A 20,455-nucleotide genomic window follows, 5' to 3' on the forward strand; every position below is an offset into this window, starting at 1 on the left:
GTCGGCCGGACCGAGGAGGGTGCACGGCGGTTTGAGTACTCACGTTCTCCGCTGCGACGGCGTACCCGTTCCGATCGCCCTCGCCGCGGTGCCGACAACCCAAACAGCCGCCGTCCCAGCGACTTCCGTGATCGACGAGCTACTGCCGGTCCTCGCCGCCGACAGTCTGCCCCGGCTCATCGTGCTGGGCGAGGACGCCGCGCTCGCCGGGGTTCTCACCCATCTGATGAAAACGGAACGACTGCACGTCGAGATCGGCTACGTCCCCATCGACAAGACCTACGGTTCCCGCGCTTACCAGACCGGAACCGGGAACGCGGCCGCGAAACGCGCCATCGAGGGCCGCGCCACCGAGACCCCGCTGATCCGCGACGACACCGGCACCGTCCTGGTCGGTCGCGCCACCATCACCGGCGTCGATGACGCCAAACTGGAGGGCGAGGCCTACGTCGACGACACCCTGCTGTTCACCGGCAAGGTCAGGACCATGCAGATCTCACCCACCCTGTATCTTCCGGGGGTCCGGGCGGCAGTCCGCAGGGGGATCCGCAAACGGACCTGGGTCGAGGGCAGGGCAGCGCAACTCGGCACTCCGGGCGCGGTGGTGACGAGGGACGGCATCCGGACCGAGCGACCGGTCCCCCGTTCGACCTTCTACCGACATCACGAATCCTGGTACCTGGTGAGATGAACAATCCTTACGCGAGACAGCGCCTCGGCCGTGGCGCGGTGCGCCCGAGCCCCGTATTCCTGCTCGTCGTCGCGATCACCGTGCTCGGCGGGGTACTCGCGTGGGGCGCCGACCTCGACTCGACCCGCGCCAAGATCGGCGTGTTCGTCATGGTCGTGGCGGGCTGGATCGTCTCGCTGTGCCTGCATGAATTCGCGCACGCCTATATCGCCTGGCGCGCAGGCGATCACGAAGTGGAATTGCGCGGATATCTCACACTGAATCCGCTGAAGTATTCGCATCCGCTGCTGTCGGTCGTGCTGCCGATCGTCTTCATCGCACTCGGCGGAATCGGATTGCCCGGCGGCGCGGTCTACGTGCACACCCATAATTTCAGCGCGCGCGTCCAGCGCGTCGTCAGCGGAGCCGGTCCGGCCGTGAACGCGGTGTGCGCGATCATCCTGCTGGTGATCGTGGAGCTCTTCGGCAGCGCGACATCGCATCCCGCGTTCTGGTTCGGGCTGAGCTTCCTCGCGTTCCTCCAGGTCACCGCGGCATTGCTGAACAGTCTGCCGATTCCGGGACTCGACGGGTACGGGGTGCTGGAACCGTCGCTGAGTTACGAGACCCGACGCTCGCTCGATCAGTTCAAACCGTTCGGAATGCTGATCGTCTTCGCGCTGCTGTGGACCCCCGCCATCAACAATGTGTTCTTCGACGCGGTCTACGCGCTGTTCGAATTATCCGGAGTGCCACGCATTTGGTCGGACTACGGCAATTATCTGACCCGATTCTGGCTGTGAGTTTCGGTGGCCCGGTCCGGCACAGGACCGGGCCACCTCCTTCTCACGAGCGCCTCCGTCCACCGGATATCCGGTGCGCCTTCGCCGCTCGCGCGAAGCCTTCCGACCGCGAAACCCCTCGTAGCTCCCGGTCACGAGTCGAGATTATCGACCGGGCCCGACACCGACACGAGTACCGGACTACGCGAAGATCATCGCCCCACCCGCTGACACGCTCGGCCCGCGCCGGGATCCGACCGAGTAGTCGGGTGATCATTCCTCAGGTCGCACATGCGGATTCGGGACGGTCGGGGGCAGCAGCGCCATCGCCGAAATACGTTTCATGCCGCAGACCTGCATGAGATCGACCACGATCGACCGCAACTGCGCGAACACCACGTGCGCCGAAAGTCCGGCGCCCGCGACGAGTTCGGGCCGCGCGCCCTTCGCGACCGAGCGCAGCACCCGCGCCGCCTCGGCCCGGTCCGGTTGTTCGCCCGGGTCGGCGAGCATCATCCTGCGCACCACATCGACCGCGTCGGCGAGACGCTCCACCTCGTCGATCACCCTCGGGTCGAGAATCTCGTCGTCGTTCACCAGCGTCAGCGAGCGACGCAGTAGCACGCGGGTATTGCGGACCGCGTTGTCGAGCGGGTCCGCCGCCGAGCGGATACGTTCCAGGCGGGCACGGGAATTCCAGTACAGCGGGGAGATCCTGCTGATCTCGCGCCCGCCCTCCAACGAGGAACGCAGCGCGTCTATCTGCGGTTGCGTCGCGCGCATCTCGCTCAGGCTCTTGCGGATCTTGTCCTGATCCTGTTCCAGCAGACCGTCCGCGGCCTCGGACAACGCCGTCCCCATCACAGTGAGGATGGCCGCGGCGTGATCGCGGGCCCGACGCACCGGATGCAGCGGAATCGCCGCGACCATCACCACCCCGACCAGACCGCCGACCAGCGCGTCGATCATGCGGGAGAATCCGACACCGGCCGTGGGCGGCAGCAAGGTCGCGACCAGCACCGCCGAACCCGCGGCCTGGATGGTGATGATCGACCCGCCGTCGAGGAAGACGGCCAGCGCCATCGCCACCGCGACCACCAGGGCGATCTGCCACACCCCGGTGCCCGCGTTGCTGATGAACAGGTCGCCGATCCCGATACCGACGGCCACGCCGACGACCAGTTCCACCGACCGCTTGAGCCGCGCGCCGAACGAGATGCCGATCGAGACGACCGCCGCCGTCGGGGCGAAGAACGGCTGCGGATGGCCGATGACGGTATGCGCGACGAACCACGCGAGCGCGGCGCCGAGCGAGCACTGCACGATCGGCAGGGCCGAGAGCCGCAGTCGCGCCCACGAGCCGCGCAAACGTTTCTTGCCGCTCTCGCGTACGAGGCGCGCACCGGCGTCGAACCCTAGCGTCGTCGGGCGGCGCGCCGTCATCGCGTCATCGCGTGCCGCCGTGCTCAGTCCAGTCCGAGTTCCGCCGCGGCGCGCGGATCGCAATCCTCGAGCAGATCCAGGCAGCGGGCGTACTCCTCGGACTCGCCGATCGCACGGGCCGCCCTGGCCAGCGCGCCGACACAGCGCAGGAAGCCCTGGTTGGGCTCGTGACTCCACGGCACCGGGCCGAAACCCTTCCAGCCGTTGCGGCGCAGCAGGTCGAGTCCGCGGTGGTAGCCGGTGCGCGCGAACGCGTAGGCGGCGACGATGTCGTGGTTGACCACCGGGTCCGACCCGACGGCGCCGCCGCGGGTCAGCGCGGCCTCCGCGAGATAGGCCCACGCGATCGACGCGGCGGGGTGGTCGGCCGCGACTTGCACCGGGTCGACCTTGTCGAGCAGCGCCGCCTCCGCGTCGAGATTTTCGGGCAGGAGCACCGGCTGGGGTCCGAGCAGATCACCGAACGAGGTCATGGGTTTCATTCTTGCACCCGGCCGCGCGCCCGCGATTTCCCCGACCTGTGCGCGGCGCTCGGATCCCGATCCTGGGCCACATCGAGCCGAGTTCGAACCTCCGGTCACAGCGCGGGGGGCCGAACGCCAACAGTCCGATAACAACCTGCGCATGGTGTCGCGATCTATTGGGGACCCCGGTCGGTCCCGGCCATTAGGCTGGCCGTCGAGTTCAACTGATTCGCCCGAGCCGAGGGGTAGTAGGTGTCCGACCCGAACGACGAGAAGAATGCGGCGCGCGGTAGCGCGGGAGCCGAGAAGGCACGCGAGGACACCTCGGCGGAGCCGTCATCCGCCGCGTCCGCGACATCGGGCGGCGGTAGCGCGGCGAGCGCGGGCGCGGCGGCGGGAAAGAACTCCTCGAACGGATCGGGTGAATCGGCACGGGCCGACGACGGCGCGAAGTCATCGGCGACTTCGACCGCGGGCACGTCCACGACTTCGGCCGGTAGCGGGGGCTCCAGCGCGGACGCTCCGGTGAAAAACGCCGCGAGCAGCGCGAAGGGTGGTCAGGCCGCGACCGGCGGCGCGAAGAATTCCAGTTCGTCGGCGGCGGCTGGCGCGACGGCAGCGAGTCGCGCGGCCGATGGCGCCGCCGACGACGAACCGACCGTATTCCGGCGGCAACCACTGGGGGCGACTTCGCAGGCGCGGAATACCGTGTCGGACAAGGCTTCCGGAGCTTCAGGGGTCGCCGGGGGCGAGTCGTCGGCGAGTCGGTCGGCAGCTTCAGCGCGCGCTGACGTGAGCAGTGTGAGCGCAGCCGGTGGTGGCACCTCCGGTAGCAGCGCGAGCGGTATCGGTGCGACCGGTAGCCGCGCGAGCAATGTCGGTACGGCAGGTGCCAATGCGCGCGGTGCGAGCGCGACCGGTGGCAGCGACTCAGGTGGCGGTGTGAGCGGTGGCAGCGCGAGTTCCGCGGCTGCCAGTGCTGCGGCGAGCATCGGTGGGGCTGCCGGTATAGGTGCCCGGCCCGGGATCGGCAACCGGGCCGATAGCGCGAATTCCTCGAATGCGGCGGCGAGACAGCGCGGTGCGTCCGAGGAGGCCGCTGGTACCGGGTCCGGCGATGCTCGGACCGGGCGGGAAGCCGCCGAAGGTCCACGCGACGTGGCTGGCGCGGCAGGGCAATCGGATCGCGGAACGGCCGCGGCCGGACGCGAAGTCGCGCCGGACGCGAAGAGTGTCGGCCGCAGTGGGCCTGCCGCTTCTGGCGCGGCCGGTTCGACGGCGGCGTCGCCGGGTGCGGGTGCGAGTGGTTCGGCAACGCGAGCCGCCGCCGCTTCCGACCCGGACAGCACCGCGACGAAGCCTTTCCCCGCTCCCGCCAAGGGCGCGAATGGTCCGACGAAACCGGCCGCAACCACGTCGAGTGCAGAAAGCAGCGCGACGTCCACACCGAATGGCAACCGTTCCGGCTCGTCCACCACGAGCGGCGAGGAGCAGACCGGTACCCCGGTGACCGCCGGTGCCGGAACAGCGCGACAAGCGTCGTCGAACTCCCCCGAGACGGGCACCCCGGCACCGTCGAATACACCCGAGAAGCGCGCACCGGCCTCGACCGGCGCCACTGCTCCCGGCACAGACCGCGCCACGACACCGACCACTTCGCGCAGCGACGGTCCCGACTCGATCGGAACCGGCAGCCAGGATCAGCCCGCCACCCCGGCGGGGGCCGGTACCGGGACGACGCAACCAGCAGCCTCGAACGTTCCCGGGTCGGGCACTCCGGCACCCGCGAACGTTCCCGGGTCGGGCACTCCGGCGCCCGCGGATGCCTCCGGTACGAACGATCCAGCGCCCGGTGCCCCCGGGGCGAGCACATCCGCACCCTCGAACACCTCCGGTGCGAGGAACTCGGCGCCCTCGGATGCCCCCCGGCCGAACGATCCCGCGCGCTCTGGTGCCCCCGAGTCGGGGATTCCAGCCCCTTCGGCCGCCCCCGGGACAAGCGATCCGGCCCGGGAGGCGGCGATCAAGGCGGGCGCTACAGCGCCGACTGCCACGACCGCTTCGGGCACGGGCGGCACCGCGACCCCTTCCACTCCGAGTGGAAATCGTCCCGCTTCGGCGGAGACGAGCGGGGAGATCGGTACCGCGAAGCCGGATTCGGGGAAGAGCGTTTCCGCGGCGGCGAGTGCGGCTGCGTCGGGCGCGGCCGTTGGTGGCTCGCGTCCGGCCGAAACCTCCGTTGGCTCGAAACCGGCCGAAACCGCGGCGAGCGACGCCGAGACGGCGGTGATTCGGCGTGGTGAGTCCGTCGGGTCGGCGGCGGATACCGCGAGCGGCAGTACGAAAAGCGGCGCGGCCGAAGCCGACACCGTCGGGTCCGAGACGGTGTCGGCCGGGCCGTCCGATGACGCGGCGGCCAGCGCGAAGACCACCGTGTTCCGGCGTAGCGAGATCCTCGGGACACCCGGTGCGGACGAACGCCGGGACGGGCCCGGTGACGGTCGCGTGCCCACGGAGAACCAGGGCGCGGGACCCGGCGAAGCGGCGCAGGATTTCGTGGACGACGGAGCCGGTGACAAGACCGTGGTGATGCGGATCGTTCCCGCGGGTACCGATCCGGCGGTTCGGCCGGGTGACGCGAAGTCCACGGATAATCGGGAGGGTCGGGCCGGAACCGAGGCGAAATCGGACGCTCGGGGCGCTCCCGCGACCGAAGCTGCGGGATCGAAACCCACGGGGCAGCCCGGGGATGGGCGTCAGGGCGGACCCGTTCCCGGCTCCGACGACAAAACCGTCGCCATGCCGATCGTGACGAATCCGGTCGACCCGCCGACCATGGCCATGCCGATCCAGGTTCCGCCGGATCAGCAGGCGACGCAGCGGATTCAGCGACCGGGCACCGACCGTGTGGTGCCGCCTCGGCAGGGTCCGCTGTCCAGGCCGCCCACGACGCCGCGGCCCGCGCCGGGCCCGAAGAAGCCGGGTCAGCAGGGGCCCTCGGGTCCGCAGGGACCACAGGGGCCGTCGGGTCCGCAGGGTCCGGGCGGATACGACGACGTCGAGCAGACCAGGCCGACGCCGCCGCGACCGCCCGCCACACAGCGCCCCTCGGTGCCGAAGGCTCCGTCGCCCGCCGACGTCCAGATGACCTTGCCCGTACAGTCGACGAACGCCGCGCGGGGAACATATCCGCCGCAGCCGCGACCGATGGCGTCGCCGCAGCGGATCGCGCCCCCGGCCCAACCGCCTGCCGAACCCGCTCCGGTGGAACCGGGGGCGGGCGGCGGCAAGTCGACGCGCTGGCTGTTGGCGGTCGGCGCGGCGGCGGCGGTGCTGATCGCGGTACTCGTCGCGATCGCGTTCTCCTTCGTCGGTTCGTCGGACAGTTCGCCGGAATCGGCCGTGCGCGCCGCCATCGGCGAATACACCGACGCGTTGCGCGACGGCGATCTGGCGACGCTGCGGTCGAGTACCTGCGGTCCCCTGCACGATTTCTACGTCGGACTCCCCGAACAGCAGTTCGCGGGCGTGCACCGGCTGTCGATGGAGCGCAAGAACATCCCCGTGGTCGACAGCGTGGACAAGATCTCGATCACCGGCGACACCGCGATCGCGCAGGCCACCGTCTATACCGACGCCGATCCGACGAACCGTTCGGCGCGAACGTTCGACCTGGAGCGCACCGACGCCGGCTGGAAGGTGTGCGACCCGAGCACCGGCACACCGTGACGAAACGGGGCGGTGGTGTCGAGTCGCGACACCACCTCCCGTGTCTGCCCGACCTGCCGTACGAGTCTCCGCACGGCGTATTCGTCGCAGACCGTCGCTCGATAAGACGGCACAGCTCGACCGTCCGAGGTGCACACCGGGCGGCGCGGCATCGGCTGGGCGCGTACAGCGACGCTCACGTTTGCCCAGTTTCATGAGCGGCGGTGTGGGCTGCGCGCGGATCGCGGCTGTCCCGTTTGCCGAGGATATGAGTGGTGGACGGAACACTCCGGCACACCGTGATGCCGCGCCGCAGGTTCCACACCGGATGGACAATCGCCCAGGTCCCGGGCCTTACGCGTGCCTCGCCTCGTACGGTGATACCCCACGGTCCGGGTGCATGCGGGGTTGTGATCGTCACAGATGCCTGGTCAATGCCGTGTCGAGCGCAGTAGCATCACCCGGATCATGGGCACGGAGCAAACAATCGCGCAGCCGGGGACCGCCACGTGCGGACAGACGGCAGCGATAGCGGGACGACGTTTTCGAGTACGCGATCACTATGTGGTCGGCCGCGAGAAGGTGCGCGAGTTCGCGCGGGCAGTACAGAATCTACACGGCGCGCACCAGAACGAGTCCGACGCGCGTGCGCTCGGTCACGGCAATGTCGTCGCGCCGCCGACCTTCGTCTCGGTGATCGGGACGGCATGTACTCGCGCCCTGCTCGACACCGTGCTGACCGATTACGACCTGTCGCAGGTGTTGCAGACCGATCAGGTCTTCGAACTGCACCGGCCGATCCTGGCGGGCGACCGGATCAGTACCGAGATCAGGATCGAGTCGCTGCGTCAGTTCAGCGACAACGATTTCATCCACGTCAAATTCGTGATGACCAATCAGCGCGGCGAGGTCGCGCAGGTCGGGTCGACCACGATCGTCGCCCGCCGCGGCGCCGAGGTCGACCCGAATCTGGTCGACGCCGTGGAGAGCGTGTTCATGCACGATCGCCCCTCGGGACTGGCCGCGAACGACCCGCTGGTCGAACTACCCCCCGACGCGACGGCGGTCACACCGCCGGTCATTGCGCCGGAACCCCTTCGCGTGCACACACTTCCCGATTTCGAGAAGCTGACCGCCGGCCAAGCGCTGCCCGCCGGTTCCGCGCGGGTGACCCGAGGCGATCTGGCCAATTACGCGGGCGTCGCCGGTGATCCGAACCCCATCCACTTCAGCGATCGCGCCGCCCAGCTGGTCGGCCTGCCGACGGTGGTCGCGCACGGTCTGCTCACCATGGGCTTGGCCGCCGACTACCTGTCGACCTGGCTCGGCGATCCCACCGCGATCACGAAGTTCAGCGTGCGTTTCGCGGGTTTCGTTCCGGTCAGCGCGGACGCGGCGACGACCGTCGAATTCCAGGGCAAGATCAAATCCCTCGATCCGACGACGCGCACCGGCGTCATCTCGTTGAGCGGAACATCGCTGGGGCGCAAGCTCTTCGGACGCGCGGTGGCCGAGGTCAGGTTCTCCTAGCCACGGAACTCGCTGCGACGCGCGCTCATTCGGCGCGCGTCGCGTGCATCAGGTAGACGTTGTAGTCGCTCCACGTCGAAATGGTGAAGTAGAGATCCCGGCCCGTCGACCACGGATGGATGAATCCGCCGTACAGCTCGGCGTGATCGGCGATGGTCACCGTCGGCGTGCTCGGCGACCATCCGCCCTGCGGCGAATTCGACTCGCGCACAACGATGGCCGCTTTCGCGGTGTCGAGATAGCTCATCTGCCAGACTCCGCGATCGGCGTCGTAGCGCGCCGACAGCTCACCCGCGGGCGCGTCGACGATCGGGGTCGCGGCGGCGAATCCGCCGACCGGGGTCCATGTCCCGTCGACCCAGTACTGATACGCGGTCGTGTTGAGAATCTGATCCTTCGCGACCCTGGCCAGTCCGACCGAACCGAGCCGGGTGTTCGGGGTGCCGAACATGTAGACGTGGTCGCCGTGCGGAACCATCGCGCTCACTTGGAAATTCGCCAGTCCGAAGATGTTGTCCCACCGCGCGTGCGGATCCTTGGTCCAGGTTTGACCCTGATCGTCGGAATAGGCGATACCGCCGTAGTTGGTGAAGAACGTGCCTGGGACGCCGTGCCAGGTGCGCATCGACATATAGCTCAGGTACTGCCGCTCGCCGAGGGCGAAACCCGACGTCGGGATCGTGGTGATCTCCACATTGTCGAGTTTTCGGCTGGGGAGGACTTCGGCCGCGTGACAGCGACCGTCGGTGACCATGCTGTCGTAGGTCATGCCGTCGGACAGATCGCGGTCGGTGCTGAAGGCGAGGACGTTGCTGCGCCAGTCGCCGCCCATGCCGCCGGGCGGATGGAAGCCGCGGCCGACGGTGTCACCGAAGGCGGTGGCGATCTGTCCCGGCGCGCTCTCCCACATGATCCCGAGATCGGTGCCGTCGACCTGCCAGCGCTTGTCGGTGCGGTTCACCGAATTCGCGCCGGTCAGTTTGGCCACCTCGCGGACCGAGGTGAAACGCGGCGCGAGCGGCTCGGGGGAGCTGGGCGCGGATTCGGTCGGGGGTTCGACCCGTGGCGGCGGTGGTGGCACCGTTCCAGGATCGGGGCCGGGTCCGGGGACCGCGAAGTGGAAAGGCTGTGGCGACAACAGGATTTCGGGGATGCCGAGTTGCTGGGCGAGGCCGGGCGGCGGTGTCGGCCCGTTGGTGAGATCCGGGCACGGGTCGACGCAGGGGTCGGCGGGCAGTTCGGTACGCACTCGCGTCGGAACGGATTCCGGAGGCTGCGGAGGCAGTACGGTGATCACCGGAATCGGAATCGGGACCTCGACCGTCTCGGGAACGAGGCCCTCGTGCGCGGGTACCGGATCACTCGCGCACGGGCCGCTCCCGGTCGCGAGGCCCGGTTCGGGCCGCGCCGCCGATATCGGATGATCGACGCAGGTCAAGGCACCGGCGCCGAATACAACCACGCCGAGCGCCGTCACGATCCGTCCGCCCACAGCTGTCCTCTCGAATCGGTCACATGTCGTTTCGCGCCCGAACCCTACCCGGAGCACCGGCGACCGAGCGGGTAATCGCTTTCGGCACGGCGTCCGAGCCGGAAGCCGTTACCCCGCAGGATCACTGTTCGAACATGATTCGGAATCGGTTGCGGCATTTTGCTGATCGGATGCCGAGGGCGCTGCTAGCCTCTTTTTCGCGACCACTCCCGTCACCGGGAGGCAGCGTCGCCCGATTCGGCACAGGACCGATTCGGGGCATATATTCATTGCGGGCCAGCGTTTTTCGCGCACCCACCGATGTTCAGGATGCGTCACGATGAGGATTGCGACACGAGCCCGAGTACGTCTCGGAGCGGGTGCCACATTGCTGCCGAGGGACGTCGCCGTGAGTTTCGGAACGGGCCGCGCACCGCATCTCGATCGCGACGGCGACGGCATCGCCTGCGAATAGGACGTGCCACGGCGGCGTTCGAAGCGCACGATGGATGACGTGAACACTTCAGGAAATCGTCGTCGCGTACTCACCACCGCCGGGACACTAGGGCTCATCGCCCTTGGAATGGGATCGGCGCCGGTGGCGGCCGCCGCCGATCCCCAGTCCGCGGTATCGCGGCCGCACGAGGACAGTCCACCCCCGAGCTACCGTCCGGGGCCCAAAGGTTCCAATGTCCCCCCGCCCGGGACGGAGGATGACGCGACGACGCGGTACTACACCAACTGCACCCAGGTGATCAACGACGGCAGATGGCCGCTGTACGCGGGCCAGCCGGGATATTCGCGCCTGCTCGACCCGGACGGGGACGGCGTCGCCTGCTGAGCGAACGGCTCAGGACATCGCCTGAAAGGTGAGCACGGTCGCGCCGATCCGGATGACGTCACCGTCGGCGAGCAGCGCGCCGCTCTCGATCGCCTCCTCGTTGACGTACACCCCGTTGGCCGAATGCAGATCCTTGATGAGCAGACCGGCCCGGCTCGGCATGATGTGCGCGTGGTACCGGCTGGCCTTGGGGTCGTCGAGGACCAGATCGTTGTCGGTCATGCGCCCGATGCGCATTCCGTTCTGACCGATCACCAGCGCCCGGCCGTCCGCCATACGCAACTGGCCCGCGCGCACCGAACGCGGCATCTCGGTGACGGTTTCGGTCATGGCCGCGGCCAGCCGCTCGGACCGCTTGAGCTCCACGGTGTTCAACGGTTCCTGGCGCAGGACCCGCTGTTCGAGTTCCACCAGCGGCGGGCTCGGATCGATGCCGAGTTCCTCGGCGAGCACGGTGCGAAGGCGGCGGCACGCGTCGAGGGCGTCTGCCTGCCTGCCCGACAGGTACAGCGCGGTGATCAGCTGCGCCCACAGCGGCTCGCGCAGCGGATGTTCACCGGTGATCGAGACCAGTTCCCCGATGACCGAGGACGCGCGCCCACAGGCGATCTCGGCGTCGATACGGGCAGAGGCGGCGAGCAGCCGCTCCTCGTCCATCGCGGTGGCGAAACCGTCGGCGAATTGCAGGCCGGCCAGATCCGCCAGCGCCCGGCCGCTCCACTCGCGTAGTGCGGTGCCGAAAAGCTGCGAGGCGCCCGCGTTGTCGCCCGCCTCCGCGCATTTGGCGGCGGCATCACACGCGGCCTCGAAACGTCCTATATCGCAGGCGGACTCGGGAATCTCGAGCCGGTAGCCGGAGGATTCGGTGCGCAACACCTGCGCCGGATCGACCCCCGAATTACGCAGCGCCTTACGGATATTCGAGACGAACACCTGAAGGCTGGCCGAGTAGGAATCCGGCGGTTCCTCGTTCCACACCATGTCGGCCAGTGCGGACGAGGACACCGCGCGCCGTCGGTTGACGGTCAGCGCGGCGAGCAAAGCCCGTGGCTTGGGCCCGCCGACCGCCACCGGCTCACCGCCGACGAACAACCGGACAGGCCCGAGCACGCGCACATCCAAACTCATGAGCTCGGGCCCCCGAGAGGTTGAGAAGGGGTCAGGCGCTGATCGACCGTCCCGCGGACTTCAGATCATTGCACGCCTCGAGAACGCGCGCCGTCATGGCCGCCTCGGCCTTCTTCAGGTACGAACGCGGGTCGTAGACCTTCTTGTTGCCGACCTCGCCGTCGATCTTCAGCACGCCGTCGTAGTTGGCGAGCATATGTCCGGCGATGGGCCGGGTGAAGGCGTACTGGGTGTCGGTGTCGACGTTCATCTTCACCACGCCGTAGCGCAGGGAGTCCTCGATCTCCGACTTCAGCGAGCCCGAGCCGCCGTGGAAGACGAAATCGAACGGCTGCGCGTCGGCTCCCAGGCCCAGCTTCTCGGCCGCGACGCGCTGCCCCTCGGCGAGCACCTCCGGCTTGAGCACCACGTTGCCCGGCTTGTACACACCGTGCACGTTGCCGAAGGTGGCGGCCAGCAGGTACTTGCCGTTCTCGCCCGCGCCGAGCGCGTCGATGGTCTTCTGGAAATCCTCGGACGAGGTGTAGAGCTTGTCGTTGATCTCGGCCTCGACGCCGTCCTCTTCGCCGCCGACGACGCCGATCTCGACCTCGAGGATGATGTTCGCGGCCGTGGCGGCCTTGAGCAGTTCCTTGGCGATCTCGAGGTTCTCGTCGATCGGGATCGCGGAACCGTCCCACATATGCGACTGGAACAGCGGCGGCAGCCCGGCGTTGACGCGCTCCTGCGAGATCGCGATCAGCGGACGCACGAAGCTGTCCAGCTTGTCCTTGGGGCAGTGGTCGGTGTGCAGCGCGATGGTGACGTCGTATTTCGCCGCGATCACGTGCGCGAACTCGGCCAGCGCGACCGACCCGGTGACCATATCCTTCACGCCCAGGCCGGAACCGAATTCCGCGCCGCCGGTGGAGAACTGGATGATGCCGTCACTGCCCGCGTCGGCGAAGCCCTTGATCGCGGCGTTGATCGTCTCCGACGAGGTGCAGTTGATGGCCGGGAAGGCGAAGGAGTGCGCTTTGGCCCGACCGAGCATCTCAGCGTAGACCTCCGGAGTCGCGATGGGCACAGTGAAGACCTCCGTGTTGTGCGGCAAAAGATAATTCTGTCAGGTATTACCCTAAGGCAGTGGTGTTTCGTGACCCAACGCACCCGCCGTCCCGTCTCGGACGGCACCCTGAGAGCGGGCTGTGAGTTGGCCACGAGTGCACGCACAGTTTTTCTCCTCGACCGAAAGTTTCCCGCTTCCACCCGGTACTGTGGTCGAGGTAATTGCGCTGGCAGCTTCCGACGCGGTGGCAAGCAAACCCCTAGGCCAGCCGCACCATGGACAGGAGGCCGCGTGATTCTGCTGGCAGCGACCGAATCGGTGACGAGTAACGTCGCGTTGACCCAGTTGCTCGATCCGATGTATCTGCTCACCGAATCGTGGCTGAAGAACGCGGTACTGCCTGCGATCCTGATCATCGTCTTCATCGAGACCGGTCTTCTCTTCCCGATCCTCCCCGGCGATTCGCTGCTGTTCACCGGAGGTCTGCTCGCCGCGCAGGTGAACAACCCGGTCAATATCTGGATCCTGGTTCCCGCGGTCACTTTCATCGCCTTCGCCGGTGATCAGACCGGCTATTGGATCGGACGCGGGATAGGTCCCAAGATCTTCCACAAGGAAGACACCCGCTTCTTCAAGAAGCACTACGTCACCGAGACGCACGCCTTCTTCGAGAAACACGGTCCCAAGACGATCATCCTGGCGCGGTTCGTTCCCATCGTGCGCACCTTCATGCCCGTGCTGGCGGGCGTGTCCAAGATGAACTACCGCACCTTCGTCGCCTTCGACATCATCGGCGCGATCCTGTGGGCGGGCGGCATCACGGTGCTCGGATACTTCCTCGGTAACGTCGCCTTCATCCGCGACCACGTCGAGGCCATCTTCCTCGGCATCGTCTTCGTCTCGATCCTGCCGGGCATCTTCGCGGTCGCGAAGAAGATCCTCGGGCGCAACTCGGCCACCGAGACGCGGCCCGAGTCCGAGCTGACCGTCGCCGCGACCAGCGAGTCGAGCCACTGATCCGGTGTCGACGGCGTCATTGCCCCTGGCGGTGGGCACGTTCGATCCATTGATCTCGGCGGGCCCCGCGCTCGTCTGGGCGGTGGTTCTCACTTTCGTCTTCCTCGAATGCGCGTTGATCGTCGGGCTGTTCCTGCCCGGCGACTCGATGCTGATCACCGCGGGTATCGTGATGGCCTCGCACGCCACCGGCGAGACACAGGTGTGGGCGCTGTCGATCGGCACCATGGTCGCCGCGATCAGCGGTAATCAGGTGGGCTATGTCATCGGGCAGCGGACAGGGCATCGTCTGGTCGCGCGCAAGAACGGGCGCTATATCAACACCGCGAATCTGCAACGGGTTTCGGGGTTGTTGGAGCGGCACGGATTCCTGGCCGTGCTGGTCGCCCGCTGGATCCCGTGGGTGCGCACGCTGTGCCCGATGGTCGCGGGTGCGGCGCATATGGACCACCGCAAGTACACCGTCGCCAGCACCATCGGCGCCGTCATCTGGGCGCCGGTGCTGCTGCTCATCGGCTATTACGCGGGCGGTTTCCTGGAGCGGGTGCCGTGGCTGATGCCCGCGGTGATCGTCGCGCTGGTGATCGGCCTGATCGCGGGAACCGCCATCGGGATGCGCCACTACCGGCAGGAGATGGCCCGGCCCGCCGAGGATTTCGACGTGGACGCGGCCGTCGTGGCCGAAGCCGAGAGCTGACCGCCGCGCCGGACCTGAGTCGGCGGCCGTTCACAGACCGGCGGCGCTGACCCGGTAGGCGGCCTCCATCAACAGCCAGCCCGACAACTGCACGGACAGATCGCGCTCGGGGATCTTCGACGGTGTCACCGAACCGCCCGCCGTGAAATAACCCGCTCCGGCGCTGCCGCCCGGCATCTGCGCGCGTTGGGCCCAGTTCGCACCGAACAGCGGTTCACCCTCGACGTCGAGCCGGTTGGCCCACGCCGCCGACGCCGACGCGCGCACGATCGCGGCAGCGGTCGCGCGGTCCTCGACCTGCTGACGGTCCGAACCCGGCAGCGTCTCGGCCACCACCGCGAGGTAGCGGGCCAGGATTCCGTTGAACAGACCGCCGTCACCGCCACCGCCGCCTTTGACGACACCGCCGACGGTCATGTGGCCCTGGACCGCGTCGAGCAGGCGATGCACCCGTTCCAGATGACGCGGCGCGCCGGTGTGCGCCGCCAGTTCGGCCTCCAGACCGAGTACCACACCCTGGCAGTAGGTGAAGGTCGGACGCTCGATCGTGCCGGACGGCAGGTGGATGCCGTCCAGGATCAGTCCCGTCTCGGGGTCGCGCAGGGTGGCGTCGAGCCAATCGGCGATCTCCTGCGCGCGGGTATGACGACCGAGGCGCATCATCGCGATTCCGGCGGGGCCGTTGGCTGGCGCGTTGTAGTAGTCCGACCCGGTCCGCCACGGCAGTCCGCCGCCGACCTCCGGATTCCACCCCTCGTACAGCTTGCGCTCGAGCGCGGCCAGACCGCGGTTCGCGACGGTGACGCCCTGGGCGCGCCCGGCGCGTTCCGCGGCGATGGCCAGCCAGGCCATGTCGTCGTAATAGTTGTTGGTCCAGCCGGTGATATTGCGCAGGCGATGCGAGCGCAGGATCTCCACCACGCGTTTACGGCGCGCGGGCGTCGGCACCCGGTCGGCGGCGTCGACGGCACAGTCGATCAGATGGGCCTGCCACCAGTAGTGCCACGAACCGAAGGCGCGCTCGCGTCTGGTCGCGGGCCAGCCGACGACACCGAGTTCCGTGGCCGGAAACGCCCACAGCGCGCGCAGATGGCGCGAGACGATCGCGGATTCCGCCATATCCGCGCGCTCCGACCACATCGCGGGCGACGATGCGGCATCCTGGCCTGCCTGAGGGCTCCGCGAGGTCATGCCTCAATGGTGCCAGTTATCCGCCGGGTTTTGCGCCCCATTCCGTTACCAAGAGGTAGTCAAATCGGCATACTGACGAACCCATGCATGCATTGCGATACCTGCAGCTACACCGGCGTTGATACTCCGCGTCGAACCGAACTGGGCGATCGAAACAGTCATCGCGGCCGCTTGTTTTGCGTCGTCGGTGACGCCGGGGCCCTCCTGGCCGAACAGCAACAGGCAACGCAGCGGCAATCGAGCGGTCTCCAACGGCACCGAACCCGGCACATTGTCGACCGCGACGACGGTGAGATCGTGGCGCGCGGCGTATTCAAGCAGTTCGCCGATATCTGCGTGATGTTCGATGTGCTGGTAGCGGTCGGTGACCATGGCGCCGCGCCGATTCCAGCGCCTGCGCCCGACGATATGCACCGCCGCCGCGGCGAAGGCGTTCGCGGTCCGCACGACGGTGCCGATATTGGCGTCGTGGCCGAAGTTCTCGATGGCGACGTGGAACGGATGTCGTCGTCGATCGATATCGGCGACGATCGCCTCGCGGGTCCAGTACCGGTAGGCGTCAACCACGTTGCGCCGATCGCCGCGGGTGATCAGTTCCGGGTCTAGACGCGAATCCTCGGGAACGGGCGTGCCGTGCTCCCGGTCCCACGGGCCGACTCCGTGCGGATGCTCACCCCATTCGGTCGGTCCCGGATGCGGGGAGTCGTCCCCGGCGCGATCATCCACACCGGGACCATCCCCGCCGGGATCGACCCCGGCGCGCTCGTTCCCGGCGGGATCGCCCACCGTGCAGTCGTCCGGCACGGGATCGTCCGCGATCGAGTGATCCGCGGCTGGATGATCCGACGTAGGGATGTCCGAGACAGCGTTACCGCCGACCGGGACGTCCGACTCTGGGTGGTTCACCCCGATGATGCTAATTCCGGCCATCGCACCGATGCCGCCGAGTATCGGCCCCCCGCGCGATGACCGGAAACGGATCAGTAGGAGTTGGACGAACCGACCGCGACCGCGATGATGATGATGTACACGACCAGCAGGGCCAGGAAGGCGATCAGCATGACCGTTCCGATGATCCCGCAGACGTAACCGGCCTTCGCGTTGCCGCGTCCGCCGATCGTTCCGCCCGACTGGTCGATCTCCTTGAGAACCTTGCCGCCCATCACCCAGGCGAACGGCCCGCACAACTGGCACAGCACGAGGCTGAGAATGCCGAGGATCAGCACGGTCGTCGCCTGCGGATGGTCCGGCGGTCCGCCGAAACCGTAACCGTAGGGCTGTGCGTACGGTGGCTGCCCGTAGGGCTGCTGGCCGTAAGGCTGCTGACCATAGGGCTGTTGACCATAGGGCTGTTGACCGTAGGACTGCTGGTCGTAAGGCTGCGACTGGCCGTACGGCTGCCCATAGGGTTGCTGCCCGTAGGGCTCCTCGGGCTGTTTGTCCATCGGCGGCGGATAGCTCATGCGGTGATGGTAATGGCCGGACCGTCCGGCCGTTAGCCGTGTACGTCGCACGAGGCGACCACCTCGGCGAATCGAACGGTGCGGCGGGTGGCGGCGGATCTATCCTGGAGAAGCACGGCTGTCGGGGTGGAGACAGAGATGGATCACGCGCGCGTTCTCCGTACGGTGCTCGGCGTCACGGCCGGGTACCTGATCCTGCTCGGCCTCTGGCTGGGTTGGCTGGTGCGGCGCACCCCACCCGGCACCGTTCCGTATCAGATCGTGGCGCTGGTCGGACTCTTCGGTTCCTGCGTCGGCCTCGGCATGCTGCTGGCCGTCCGGCCGTCCAAAGCCGACCGCAGGCTGTTGCACCACGGCCTGGAGGGCTGGGCCACCATCGAACGCGTGCACCCGCTCCGGCGCACCGACCACCACAGCGAACTCACCGAACTCGATCTCGAACTCGTCGTTCCGGGATCCGAAACATACCGGGGTTCAGTAGTTTTCGACGTCATGCCGGGCGACCGGGCCAAACTCGCTGTCGGCGAGATCATCTCGATCCGCGTCGATCCGTCCAACCGGGACCGGATCATCCTGGTGCTCTGAAAAGGTTGCTAGCGCGATGTTTTCGCATGGGCGCGCGGATCGGCGAGCAGATACTGGGCGGCGGCGTAGGTGCCGAGGATCACGCCTTCGGAGATCCGGCGAGATCGCTCGGTGCGGGCGAAGAGCCGCCGCACCACGATCAGCCCGTCGGAGACCGTGAACAGCAGCGCGCCGAGGCCGAGACGACTGCGCGGATCGGGACCGGGAACGTTCAGCCCGGCGATCTGTCTCGCGTCGGGTGCGAGCGCCGGATCCGAGGCCAGCACGGCGGCGGTGCCGAGTGTCGCGCCGTAGGCGGTCAGCGGCGCAGCGACGGACGGCGCCCTGTCGCGCAACAGCGCGGCGGCGCCGAGCCAGGCGACCACGCGCGGGACGGCGTTGGCCGCGGTCGGGCGGGCGCCGCGACGCAGCCACAGCGTCGAATAGCCGGTCTGCATCACCGCGAAGAACGACGCGCCCACCACCAGGCGACGATCATCGTCCGGTTCGATGAGCAGGACGTCGCCGACGGTGGCCGCGGCGAGCGAACCGAGCAGCACGCGGCGATCGGTGCCGTCCAGCGACGCGGGCGAGGTAACCACATCGGCCGCGAGCAGCGGCATCAGCAGCGGTTTCGCCGCCCGCTGGAACGAGTCGCGGCCGGTGACGGCACCGTAGACGGTGACGGCAGCGGCCGCGAGGAAACCGATCCGGAAAGGACGCGGCGAATCAGGCACCGAAGCTCGGCTCCTTGGGGGCGGGCGGCAGCGTGACGACCTGACCCGCGTAACTCAGACCGGCACCGAAGCCGAGCAGCAGCGCGGTCTGCCCGCCCTTGGCCTTACCGGTCACCAGCATCTCCTCGATCGCCAGCGGAATGGAGGCGGCGGAGGTGTTGCCGGTGTTCTCGATATCGTTGGCCATCGGGATATCGTCGGCGAGGCCGAGATTCTTCTTCATCAACTCGTTGATACGTGCGTTGGCCTGGTGCGGCACGAAGACCTCGATGTCCTCCTTGGACACACCGGACACCTCGAGCGCGTTCGACAGCGCGCGCGGCAGAGTGACGGCGGCCCAACGGAATACGCGCGGGCCCTCCATCCGCAGCGCCATCCGGCCGACGGCCTCGACCGACGGGTCGGTGCCCTGCAACGCCTGGGCCCTGTCCATGTACTCGAGGAAGTTCACGTCCTGGGCGATGGCCTCGGCGTTCTCGCCGTCGCTGCCCCAGACCGTCGGCGAGATGCCGTTCTCCTCGCTGGGACCGACCACGACCGCGCCCGCGCCGTCACCGAAGATCATGGCGGTGCCGCGGTCGTTGGGGTCCAGGCCGACGGTCATCGTCTCGGCGCCGATCACCAGGACGTAGTCGACCGAACCGGCGCGAATGAGGTCGGCGGCCACACCGAGCCCGTAGCCGAAGCCGCCGCAGCCGGAGGTGAGGTCGAACGCGGCGATACCGTTCAGGCCCAGGTCCGAGGCCACGGTCGGGGCGCCGTGCGGGGTCAGTTTGAGCCAGCTCGACGTACATAGGATCAGCGCGCCGATTTTCGTCCGGTCGATTCCGGTGTTCACCAGGGCGCGCTCACCGGCGGCCGCGGAGATCGATCGCAGCGTCTCGTCACCACTGATCCAGCGCCTGGTACGGATTCCGGTGCGCTCGAAGATCCACTCGGGTGTCGAGTCCAGGGTCTCGCACACCTCGGCGTTGCTCACCACGCGCTGGGGGCGGTACGCACCGATTCCGAGCATCGCAACATTCTCGCGACTCTTATTGACTGCAATGCTCACCACTGGTGACTCACACGTCCTCTGCCGTTCGGACAACTAAACCTGTGACCAGGCTATCCCAGCGCAAGATCTTTGAGACCGAGGATCGAGCGATACTCCAGTCCCTCGGCCGCGATGACCTGATCCGCCCCCGTTTCGCGGTCGACGACCGTCGCCACACCGACCACCTCGGCACCGGCCGCACGCAACGCGCGCACCGCCGTGAGCGGGGAATTTCCGGTGGTCGTGGTGTCCTCGACGACCAGCACGCGCTTGCCGACGATATCCGGGCCCTCGATCTGACGCTGCATGCCGTGTGTCTTGGCGGCCTTACGGACGACGAACGCGTTGATGGGTCTGCCCGGCGCGTGCATCACGGCCAACGCCACCGGGTCCGCGCCCATGGTGAGCCCACCGACCGATTCGAAATCCCAGTCGGCAACCAGCTCGCGCAGCAACCGGCCGATCAACGGCGCGGCCCGGTGGTGCAGGGTGGCGCGACGCAGGTCGACGTAATAGTCCGCCTCATTGCCGGAGGACAGCGTTACCTTGCCGTGCACCACCGCGAGTTCGCGCACCAGCGCGGCCAATCGATCACGGTCGGAACCGGCCTGGGAGCCGACCTCGGCGCCGAGAGCGGAATCATGCGATGTCGCCTCGTCGATCAT

23 protein-coding genes are annotated in these 20,455 nt (G+C 67.9%); 9 read left to right on the forward strand and 14 right to left on the reverse strand.

What is annotated here, in order from left to right:
- Positions 1–31: 31 nt before the first annotated feature.
- Together OG225_RS32240 and OG225_RS32245 are read left to right on the forward strand one after the other, a co-directional pair.
- The gene (locus tag OG225_RS32240; protein ID WP_254190621.1) at positions 32–691 is read left to right on the forward strand and encodes a hypothetical protein; all 660 of its coding nucleotides are present in this window, start codon (positions 32–34) and stop codon (positions 689–691) included.
- On the forward strand, positions 688–1,473 hold the full coding sequence (locus tag OG225_RS32245) for a site-2 protease family protein (RefSeq protein WP_405178618.1): 786 nt from the start codon (positions 688–690) through the stop codon (positions 1,471–1,473). The genes OG225_RS32240 and OG225_RS32245 overlap by 4 nt, the downstream gene beginning before the upstream one ends.
- A gap of 252 nt (positions 1,474–1,725) precedes the next feature.
- Here the strand turns inward: OG225_RS32245 and OG225_RS32250 are convergent, their stop codons facing one another.
- The 5 genes from OG225_RS32250 to OG225_RS32270 form a co-directional block, all read right to left on the reverse strand.
- Positions 1,726–2,895 (reverse strand): FUSC family protein, encoded by a 1,170-nt coding sequence (locus OG225_RS32250; RefSeq protein WP_405178619.1) that lies wholly within the window; start codon positions 2,893–2,895, stop codon positions 1,726–1,728.
- Between the two features lie 23 nt (positions 2,896–2,918).
- Positions 2,919–3,368, reverse strand: coding sequence for a DUF3151 domain-containing protein (locus tag OG225_RS32255; RefSeq protein WP_405178620.1), 450 nt, complete (start codon positions 3,366–3,368; stop codon positions 2,919–2,921).
- Between the two features lie 164 nt (positions 3,369–3,532).
- A complete protein-coding gene (locus OG225_RS32260; RefSeq protein WP_405178621.1) occupies positions 3,533–3,844 on the reverse strand; it encodes a hypothetical protein in 312 nt (103 codons plus the stop codon).
- A gap of 72 nt (positions 3,845–3,916) precedes the next feature.
- On the reverse strand, positions 3,917–4,351 hold the full coding sequence (locus OG225_RS32265) for a hypothetical protein (protein ID WP_405178622.1): 435 nt from the start codon (positions 4,349–4,351) through the stop codon (positions 3,917–3,919).
- Between the two features lie 708 nt (positions 4,352–5,059).
- The gene (locus OG225_RS32270) at positions 5,060–5,791 is read right to left on the reverse strand and encodes a hypothetical protein (protein WP_405178623.1); all 732 of its coding nucleotides are present in this window, start codon (positions 5,789–5,791) and stop codon (positions 5,060–5,062) included.
- A gap of 1 nt (position 5,792) precedes the next feature.
- Between OG225_RS32270 and OG225_RS32275 the strand changes: the two genes are divergently transcribed.
- Entirely contained in the window at positions 5,793–7,088 is a 1,296-nt protein-coding gene (locus OG225_RS32275; RefSeq protein WP_405178624.1) for a hypothetical protein, read from the forward strand.
- Between the two features lie 447 nt (positions 7,089–7,535).
- On the forward strand, positions 7,536–8,597 hold the full coding sequence (locus OG225_RS32280) for a fused (3R)-hydroxyacyl-ACP dehydratase subunits HadA/HadB (RefSeq protein ID WP_405178625.1): 1,062 nt from the start codon (positions 7,536–7,538) through the stop codon (positions 8,595–8,597).
- 25 nt (positions 8,598–8,622) lie between these two features.
- On the opposite strand, the gene OG225_RS32285 is transcribed toward OG225_RS32280, so the two are convergent.
- The gene (locus OG225_RS32285; protein ID WP_405178626.1) at positions 8,623–10,089 is read right to left on the reverse strand and encodes a DUF4185 domain-containing protein; all 1,467 of its coding nucleotides are present in this window, start codon (positions 10,087–10,089) and stop codon (positions 8,623–8,625) included.
- Positions 10,090–10,408: 319 nt separating this feature from the next.
- On the opposite strand from OG225_RS32285, the gene OG225_RS32290 reads away from it, so the two are divergent.
- Together OG225_RS32290 and OG225_RS32295 are read left to right on the forward strand one after the other, a co-directional pair.
- Positions 10,409–10,543 carry an excalibur calcium-binding domain-containing protein gene (locus OG225_RS32290; protein WP_216916414.1) on the forward strand — a complete coding sequence of 45 codons (135 nt, stop codon included), beginning with the start codon at positions 10,409–10,411 and terminating at the stop codon, positions 10,541–10,543.
- 39 nt (positions 10,544–10,582) lie between these two features.
- Entirely contained in the window at positions 10,583–10,909 is a 327-nt protein-coding gene (locus OG225_RS32295) for an excalibur calcium-binding domain-containing protein (RefSeq protein WP_405178627.1), read from the forward strand.
- A gap of 9 nt (positions 10,910–10,918) precedes the next feature.
- On the opposite strand, the gene OG225_RS32300 is transcribed toward OG225_RS32295, so the two are convergent.
- Positions 10,919–12,037: a BTAD domain-containing putative transcriptional regulator gene (locus tag OG225_RS32300; protein WP_405178628.1), complete on the reverse strand. Its 1,119-nt coding sequence runs from the start codon at positions 12,035–12,037 to the stop codon at positions 10,919–10,921.
- 31 nt (positions 12,038–12,068) lie between these two features.
- Complete coding sequence (gene fbaA / locus OG225_RS32305; RefSeq protein ID WP_216916418.1) at positions 12,069–13,103, reverse strand: class II fructose-bisphosphate aldolase; 1,035 nt, start codon at positions 13,101–13,103, stop codon at positions 12,069–12,071.
- A gap of 339 nt (positions 13,104–13,442) precedes the next feature.
- Here fbaA and OG225_RS32310 point away from each other — a divergent pair, with 339 nt between their 5' ends.
- Both OG225_RS32310 and OG225_RS32315 read left to right on the forward strand, forming a co-directional pair.
- Complete coding sequence (locus tag OG225_RS32310; protein ID WP_405183439.1) at positions 13,443–14,102, forward strand: DedA family protein; 660 nt, start codon at positions 13,443–13,445, stop codon at positions 14,100–14,102.
- Between the two features lie 19 nt (positions 14,103–14,121).
- Positions 14,122–14,799, forward strand: a complete 678-nt coding sequence (locus tag OG225_RS32315; RefSeq protein WP_405183440.1) for a DedA family protein — start codon at positions 14,122–14,124, stop codon at positions 14,797–14,799.
- A 30-nt stretch (positions 14,800–14,829) separates the two neighbouring features.
- Here OG225_RS32315 and OG225_RS32320 read toward each other — a convergent pair whose 3' ends face one another.
- From OG225_RS32320 to OG225_RS32330, 3 genes are all read right to left on the reverse strand, one after another.
- Positions 14,830–15,918 (reverse strand): glycoside hydrolase family 76 protein, encoded by a 1,089-nt coding sequence (locus OG225_RS32320; RefSeq protein ID WP_405183441.1) that lies wholly within the window; start codon positions 15,916–15,918, stop codon positions 14,830–14,832.
- Between the two features lie 117 nt (positions 15,919–16,035).
- On the reverse strand, positions 16,036–16,716 hold the full coding sequence (locus tag OG225_RS32325) for a TrmH family RNA methyltransferase (RefSeq protein WP_405183442.1): 681 nt from the start codon (positions 16,714–16,716) through the stop codon (positions 16,036–16,038).
- Between the two features lie 254 nt (positions 16,717–16,970).
- Entirely contained in the window at positions 16,971–17,453 is a 483-nt protein-coding gene (locus OG225_RS32330) for a hypothetical protein (RefSeq protein ID WP_405178629.1), read from the reverse strand.
- 138 nt (positions 17,454–17,591) lie between these two features.
- Here OG225_RS32330 and OG225_RS32335 point away from each other — a divergent pair, with 138 nt between their 5' ends.
- Positions 17,592–18,038 carry a hypothetical protein gene (locus OG225_RS32335; protein ID WP_405178630.1) on the forward strand — a complete coding sequence of 149 codons (447 nt, stop codon included), beginning with the start codon at positions 17,592–17,594 and terminating at the stop codon, positions 18,036–18,038.
- An 8-nt stretch (positions 18,039–18,046) separates the two neighbouring features.
- On the opposite strand, the gene OG225_RS32340 is transcribed toward OG225_RS32335, so the two are convergent.
- Genes OG225_RS32340 through pyrE form a run of 3 tightly spaced genes read right to left on the reverse strand, consistent with a single transcriptional unit; the run spans position 18,047 to position 20,455 of the window.
- Entirely contained in the window at positions 18,047–18,754 is a 708-nt protein-coding gene (locus OG225_RS32340; RefSeq protein ID WP_405178631.1) for a lysoplasmalogenase, read from the reverse strand.
- Positions 18,747–19,811: a beta-ketoacyl-ACP synthase 3 gene (locus tag OG225_RS32345; RefSeq protein WP_405178632.1), complete on the reverse strand. Its 1,065-nt coding sequence runs from the start codon at positions 19,809–19,811 to the stop codon at positions 18,747–18,749. Before OG225_RS32345 ends, OG225_RS32340 begins: the two co-directional genes overlap by 8 nt.
- A 50-nt stretch (positions 19,812–19,861) precedes the next feature.
- The gene (gene pyrE / locus OG225_RS32350) at positions 19,862–20,455 is read right to left on the reverse strand and encodes an orotate phosphoribosyltransferase (RefSeq protein ID WP_405178633.1); all 594 of its coding nucleotides are present in this window, start codon (positions 20,453–20,455) and stop codon (positions 19,862–19,864) included.

It is taken from the genome of Nocardia sp. NBC_01377 (assembly GCF_045040005.1).
Taxonomy (GTDB): domain Bacteria; phylum Actinomycetota; class Actinomycetes; order Mycobacteriales; family Mycobacteriaceae; genus Nocardia; species Nocardia noduli.